Origin of the sequence: Hymenobacter gummosus, assembly GCF_003970915.1 — a bacterium.
GTDB lineage: Bacteria > Bacteroidota > Bacteroidia > Cytophagales > Hymenobacteraceae > Solirubrum > Solirubrum gummosum.
On sequence record NZ_RXOF01000021.1, the window covers coordinates 111,431 to 117,782 of the forward strand.

Below are 6,352 nucleotides of genomic sequence, written 5' to 3' on the forward strand. Positions count from 1 at the left end.
GCGGGCAACCTGGCGCGCTCAGTTGGCACGAAAATTAGACGGATATTCCCGGTCTAATCCGTTCCCATTCTATGCGAAAGTTTGCTACTCCCCTGCTTCTGCTGCTCACGGGCAGCACGCTCCTATCCAGCTGCGCCAGCACCACCGTTATCCAGTCGAACCCCGGCGGCGCCCGGGTGTTCCTGAACGACGAGCCGGTGCGCGTGACGCCCTACCGCCACACCGATACCGAAATTGTGGGCACCACCACCACGGTGCGCTTGGAGAAAGAGGGTTACGAAACCCTGAACACCAGCTTTTCGCGCGACGAGGAGGTGGACGTAGGAGCCATCATTGGCGGCATTTTCGTGACGGTGCCCTTTCTGTGGGTAATGAAGTACAAGCCCACCCACAGCTACGAGCTGAAGCCGGCGGCCGGCACGGTGCCGAGGGACTCGGCCGTGGCACCGGCGGCAGCTACGGCCGCGCCGGTAGCGGGGCCCAAGTCGCGGGCGGAGCGCCTGCGGGAAGCCAAGCAGCTGCTCGACGAGAAAATCCTGACCCAGGCCGAGTACGAAAAGGAAAAGCAGCGCATCCTGGCCGAAAAAGAATAATCTTACGGACGCCCCGGTCGCAACCCAGCGGCCGGGGTGCTTTGCGTTTCGGCCTTGCGGCTCACGGCACATGGATCAGCGTATCGACGAACTGTTTGACGGATTCATTCAGGGGCGCCTTTCTCGTTCGGAATTGGAAAAGGAACTGCAGCAGTTGACTGGCAAGCCGGACCCGCGCAACGCCTTCGCGGCCAGCGTGGAGGCCAGCAACGAAGAACTGCTCCGCATGGTGGCGGAACGTAGCAAGGGCTTGCCGGAGCTGCCGGCCCAGCCCTCCACCGTGCACGCCCACTTTACGGCGCTGGCCGCTACCATCCCGGGGTTGTCGGCCCGGTGGGAGGCGCATTTGCAGGCCCATTTCCCCGGTTTGTCGGTCGAGCAGTTGAGCGACGCCGTTGGTGGCTTCAGCTACCGGGATATGGCCGTTTTTGGCAACCAGGTGCTGGAGCTGCTGACCACGGGCGAAACCACCGCACTGGGGGCCTTTTTCCGGCAGGTCGACGCGATGCTGGACAGCGACGACCACCGTACCAATGAGCTTACGGCAATGGGCCTGCTTGAGGGCCTGCAAAACCAGCTTATCGAAAGTTCTTTCGACCATCACACGGCCCTGGATGCCTGGCTGCCGCCGGCGACCAAGCACTATTGGGATAAGCTGAATGACTTTTGGGAAGGAAAATAATCCCTGTATCGACCACCTCCACCCTACTGCCTAACCGCCTACATTTAGCCTCATGGATCAGCGCATCATCGACCTCTTCGACGAATACACCCACCGCCCGCTCACCCGCCAGGAGTTTATGAAGCGGCTGGTGCAGCTTACCGGCAGCCTGGCCCTGGCCACCACGGCCCTGGGTATGCTCGACCCGGGCTACGCCGCCGCGGCCACCGTGCCCGCCGACGACCCCAACCTGGAAACCGAGGAGGTGAGCTGGCCCGGCGACGGGGCCACTATGAAGGGCTACCTGGTGCACCCGAAAGGCAAGAAAAAGCGCGGCGCGGTGGTCGTCATCCACGAAAACCGCGGCCTGACGCCCCACATCAAGGACGTGACGCGGCGCGTGGCCCAGGCCGGCTACCTGGCCCTGGGCGTGGACGCGCTGGCGCCCTTCGGTGGCACCCCGGCCGACGAGGATAAGGGCCGGGAGCTGATTGGCAAGCTCGACGCCAAGCAAAACCTCAATAACTACCTGCGCGCCCTGGACTACCTGCGCGCCCGCCCCGACTCCAACGGCAAAACCGGCTGCGTGGGCTTCTGCTGGGGCGGAGCCCTGGCCAATCAGCTGGCCACCCACGATGCCAAGCTGAATGCGGCGGTGGCCTACTACGGCCGGCAGCCCGAGGCGGCGGAAGCGGCCAACATCCGGGCCCGCCTGCTGCTGCACTACGCCGGCCAGGATGAACGCGTAAATGCCGGCATGGCGGCCTGGGAAGAGGCCCTGAAAAAAGCCGGCGTGAAGTACGAGCAGTTCGTGTACGAGGGGGTACAGCACGCTTTCAACAACGACTCCTCGCCGGCGCGCTACAACGAAGCCGCCGCCAAGCTGGCCTGGAACCGGACGCTGCAGCTGTTTAAGGAGCAGCTGAGCTAGAGGCTCTTACCCTTTCGCGTCATGGATAAGCTATTTGTATACCTGCTCCTGGCCTCCCCGGTACTTTGGCTGGTCAGCCTCCTTCTGCTGATGCACTGGCGCCGCTTCTGGCAGTTCTTCCTGCTGAATCTGGCGCTGCTGGCGGGCTACCTGTGGGTGCTCAGCTCTGACCTGATCAGCTTCGGCCACGATGAATATGGCCTGAAGTGGCTATTTGCGGTACTTGCGGCCATGACGACACACGTGGTGCTGGGCTTTGGCTTCGCCGTAGGCTTCCGAATGCGCCGCTCTCTGGGCCACAGCTAGCATCACCGGGAAAAGATGCTGGCAACGTTTCTGCTGCGCGGCGGCGTCGGGCTGCTGCTTATGGGCCTGCTTACCAGCTGCCCAGCCGGACCGCAGCACTCCCTGCTGGATGAAGACATTGATTCCAGCAACTCGGAGGCGTTTCAACGGCAGATGATGCGCAACCAGGCCCGGCTGGGGCCGCTCTTTCACCTGCGCGAAACGGGCTTCGACGTGGAGTGCATCTACGGGCCGCAGGACTTGACCGAGCTGGCGCTGCAGCTCACCGCCGAGCTAGCCCAGCTGCCGGCCGTCTGTGTGCGCGAGGAGTTGGACGAGCAGGCCCGGGAGTTTGTCACCGTGGTGCAGATAGAGGGGCGGCAGTACCAGTTCCGCACCTCCGCCGAGAGTGACTGGGCCGAGCTGGAGAAGATCATGCCGGTGCTGGCGCAGATTGCCCGGGAGCTGCGGCCGGCTTACCAATTCGAGGTGCTTAATCCGCCCTACGACCAGACGGCCGAGGTCGTGTACGGCCGGCGCACTGATTTGCTGCGGGCCGTGGCGCGCGGCTACCCCTGCTCCCTGCCCGACGGCCACTGGGACTACGATAAGTGGCCGGCCCGCCTCTACACCGACGTGCACGTGGCCCGGCTGCCCCCCTTCGACACGCTACGCCGCCACTACCAGCGCAACCTGCAGCGGCTGCACCAGGCCGGCTACCGCGTGCCGAACCTGACGCTCCCCCGCCTCTACTTCACCGATTTGCTCAAAAGCGGCCACATCGACATCTGCATTGACGGGCAGGAAATGGTGGCCAGTGAGCAGGTGCTCCCCGGCCCCACCGTGCGCTGCTCCGACGAGGGCTGGGGCGTGCTGCTGGCCTACACCCTCACCCGCGACTTTCACGGCGAACCTACGCTGCTGGACCGCGAAACCAACACCCGCCAGCCCATTCTGCGCGCCGACTACCTGCGCCGGGCCGAAGCCGCCTTCGGCCGCCGCCAGCCTGACCCGCCTTCAAACTAAAAAAGCCCCGCCGACTGCAGTCGGCGGGGCTTTTCGCTGGTATCGGGCGCGGGCCTTACGATTTGGGCTGCGCGGCGGGCAGGGCTTTGCGCGGCAGCTTCTGGTCGCGCATGGCGGCGTGGTACACGAACGAGGCGACGATGACCGAGGCCTGCTTCAGGTCGTCGGCCTGCAGCCGCTCGTAGGTGTCCATGTTGGTGTGGTGGGTGCGGGTGTTGTAGTCGACCGGGTCCTGAATGAACTGGAAGCCGGGCAGGCCCACCGCGTCGAAGGCCAGGTGGTCGGTGCCGCCGGTGTTGCGCGGCGTAACGGTGGTGGCGCCCATATCGGCGAAGGGCCGGAGCCACTCGGTGAAGATGGGCTGCACCTGCTCGTTGCCCTGGGCGTAGATGCCGCGGATTTTGCCGGTGCCGTTGTCGAGGTTGAAGTAGGCGGCCAGCTTCTCGTGCTCGGGCAGCAGCTTCATGGTAGCCGGGTCGGCGAAGTGGTTTTTCACGTAGTTGCGCGAGCCGTGCAGGCCCTGCTCCTCCTCCCCCCACAGGGCCACGCGGATGGTGCGACGCGGCTTCACGTTCAGGGCCTTCAGGATGCGGGCCGCCTCCATCATCACGGCGCAGCCGGCGGCGTTGTCGGTGGCGCCGGTGGCGGCGTGCCAGGAGTCGATGTGGGCGCCGAGCATCACCACTTCGGACTTGAGCTTGCGGTCGGTGCCCGGAATTTCGGCCACCACGTTGTAGCCCTTCAGATCCTGGGTCTGGAAGCGGGTTTTCGTCTCCATTTCCAGCTCCACCGGGATGCCCGCCTCCACCAGCCGGATCAGCCGCAGCTGGTCTTCGGGCGCCATTTCGATTTCGGGCAGTACGGGTTTGGCGTCGGCGGCGTAGGGGGCGCCGTTGGAGGTGAAGAAGGTGCCGTGCGAGCCGCCGCGGGTGCTGAGCACGGCCGCCGCGCCCTCCGCCATAAACAGGTCGGTCATTTTGGTGCGCAGGGCCAGGCGGGCGCGGTAGGCGGTGCGGGCCGCTTCGTCGCCGCCTTCGCGGGCGGGGCGGGGCTCGGCGGGAGCGGCCATTTTCTGCAGCTCCTCATCGGAGTAGCGGCGGGCGTCGGCGGTGAAGCCGGTTTTGGGCTCCTGGGCCACCTCCGTCAGCACGATTTTGTCGCGCAGCTGGCCCTTGTACTTGTCGAGGTCGGCCTCGGTGGCGGCTTTCACCAGCACCACCTGCTTTTTGAGGAGGCCGTTGGTGCCGGGCGTCCAGGCTTTGGGGGCGCCAATCATGGCGTGGTAGTAGGGCGCCGTCAGGGCCACGTAGGACTTCTCGATGTCCCAGCCGCGGCCAAAGTCGCCCCAGGGCTCAATTTTCGAGTTCGAGAGGCCCCACAGCGCCATTTGCTTCTGCGTCCACTCGTTGGCCCGCTTCAGGCCGTCGGAGCCTGCCAGGCGCGGGCCGCACACGTCGGTGAGGTAAAAGGCGGTTTCCATCACCTTGGAGCGGTTCAGGCCCTCGTCCTTGATTTTGGCAATCATGGCCGCGTCGACTTTCTCGGCGGCCTGCTGGGCCCGCGCCGGCGCGGCTGTGGCGAGGCCGCCGATTACGGCCAGGTAAAGCAGTTTGTGCATTGGATATGGAGAAGTGGTGAGTGAGTTGGGCCGAAGAAACGCGAAAGGGACGAGGTTTTCGCGGCTTCGTTGCGCTGCGGGCTGGCCGGCGCGTTGTCCCGTTTTGGGGCGCACCAGTTGATTGCAGCCCGGCAGCTAAACCGGGCCTTTCCCGGCTTGGGAAAGGCTTGTCGGATACCTATTTATCCTGGATATTTTACTGCCGCAAGCCGCTATTCAGCTGTTTTTGCCCTATGAACGTCCTGAAACGCAACAACGTCCACGTCGCCGGCCGCGGGCAGCAGACGCTGCTGTTCGTCAACGGTTTCGGCTGCGACCAGACCATCTGGCGTTACATTCTGCCGGCCCTGGCCGAGCACTACCGCCTGGTGCTCTTCGACCACGTGGGGGCCGGCCTCTCCGATACCACCGCCTACGACCCGGACAAGTACGCTTCCCTGCAGGGCTACGCCCAAGACGTGCTGGAAATCTGCGAGCAGCTGGAGCTGCGCGACGTGACGCTGGTGGGCCATTCCGTGGGGGCCATGATTGGGGCGCTGGCGGCCATTGGCGCGCCGGAGCGGTTTCGGCGCCTGCTGCTGCTCTGCCCCTCGCCCTGCTACCTCAACGAAGCCGACTACCACGGCGGCTTCGAGCGGGCCGACATCGAGAACATTCTCGCCTTCATGGAGCGCGACTTCGTGGAGTGGGCCGATTCGTTTGCCCCGCTCATCATGGGCAACCCCGACCGCCCGGGGCTGTCGGCCGAGCTGATCCACTCCTTCTGCCAGAACGACCCGGCCATTGCCCGCCGGTTTGCCCGCGTCACCTTTCTTTCCGACAACCGCCCCGATTTGGCCCGCCTGCACACGCCCTGCCTGCTGGTGCAGTGCGCCGAAGACCTGATTGCCCCGCTGGAAGTGGGCGACTACCTGCACCGCACCATTCCGGCGGCCACCCTGGTGACGCTGCCGGTGAGCGGGCACTGCCCCCACGTGAGTGCCCCGCGCGAAACGCTGAAGGCCCTGGAAGCCTACATGGCGGCCTGAAGTGGCAGCCAAAGGCTTCTTGCTAGAGTCCGTGGACAGTCAGCGCATCCAGTCGAGTGCCGCGAGCAGGTGAGCGAGGGCCAAAAAGGAGGAGGCTGTTTTTTCGTAGCGGGTGGCCAAGCCGCGTGCCTCTTTCAGTCGGCCGAAGAAGCGTTCTACTTTGTTACGGTCGGCATATAAGTTGGCATCATACGGGCGTTGGTCGGTGCG

Annotated in this window: 8 protein-coding genes; 6 read left to right on the forward strand and 2 right to left on the reverse strand. The window is 64.9% G+C overall.

Features of this window, described 5'->3' with window-relative positions:
* Positions 1 to 71 precede the first annotated feature (71 nt).
* From EJV47_RS26015 to EJV47_RS26035, 5 genes are all read left to right on the forward strand, one after another.
* Entirely contained in the window at positions 72 to 593 is a 522-nt protein-coding gene (locus EJV47_RS26015) for a PEGA domain-containing protein (protein ID WP_126696140.1), read from the forward strand.
* Positions 594 to 663: 70 nt separating this feature from the next.
* Positions 664 to 1,275, forward strand: a complete 612-nt coding sequence (locus EJV47_RS26020; protein WP_126696141.1) for a DUF7674 family protein — start codon at positions 664 to 666, stop codon at positions 1,273 to 1,275.
* Between the two features lie 52 nt (positions 1,276 to 1,327).
* Positions 1,328 to 2,185 carry a dienelactone hydrolase family protein gene (locus EJV47_RS26025; RefSeq protein ID WP_126696142.1) on the forward strand — a complete coding sequence of 286 codons (858 nt, stop codon included), beginning with the start codon at positions 1,328 to 1,330 and terminating at the stop codon, positions 2,183 to 2,185.
* Between the two features lie 21 nt (positions 2,186 to 2,206).
* The gene (locus EJV47_RS26030; RefSeq protein ID WP_126696143.1) at positions 2,207 to 2,491 is read left to right on the forward strand and encodes a hypothetical protein; all 285 of its coding nucleotides are present in this window, start codon (positions 2,207 to 2,209) and stop codon (positions 2,489 to 2,491) included.
* Between the two features lie 15 nt (positions 2,492 to 2,506).
* Positions 2,507 to 3,496: a hypothetical protein gene (locus EJV47_RS26035; RefSeq protein ID WP_126696144.1), complete on the forward strand. Its 990-nt coding sequence runs from the start codon at positions 2,507 to 2,509 to the stop codon at positions 3,494 to 3,496.
* Positions 3,497 to 3,551: 55 nt separating this feature from the next.
* On the opposite strand, the gene EJV47_RS26040 is transcribed toward EJV47_RS26035, so the two are convergent.
* The gene (locus tag EJV47_RS26040) at positions 3,552 to 5,114 is read right to left on the reverse strand and encodes a M28 family metallopeptidase (RefSeq protein WP_126696145.1); all 1,563 of its coding nucleotides are present in this window, start codon (positions 5,112 to 5,114) and stop codon (positions 3,552 to 3,554) included.
* 233 nt (positions 5,115 to 5,347) lie between these two features.
* On the opposite strand from EJV47_RS26040, the gene EJV47_RS26045 reads away from it, so the two are divergent.
* The gene (locus EJV47_RS26045; protein WP_126696146.1) at positions 5,348 to 6,142 is read left to right on the forward strand and encodes an alpha/beta fold hydrolase; all 795 of its coding nucleotides are present in this window, start codon (positions 5,348 to 5,350) and stop codon (positions 6,140 to 6,142) included.
* Between the two features lie 39 nt (positions 6,143 to 6,181).
* Here EJV47_RS26045 and EJV47_RS26050 read toward each other — a convergent pair.
* Positions 6,182 to 6,352, reverse strand: a 171-nt coding sequence (locus EJV47_RS26050) for a transposase (RefSeq protein ID WP_165903941.1), incomplete at its 5' end; no start/stop codon positions are given.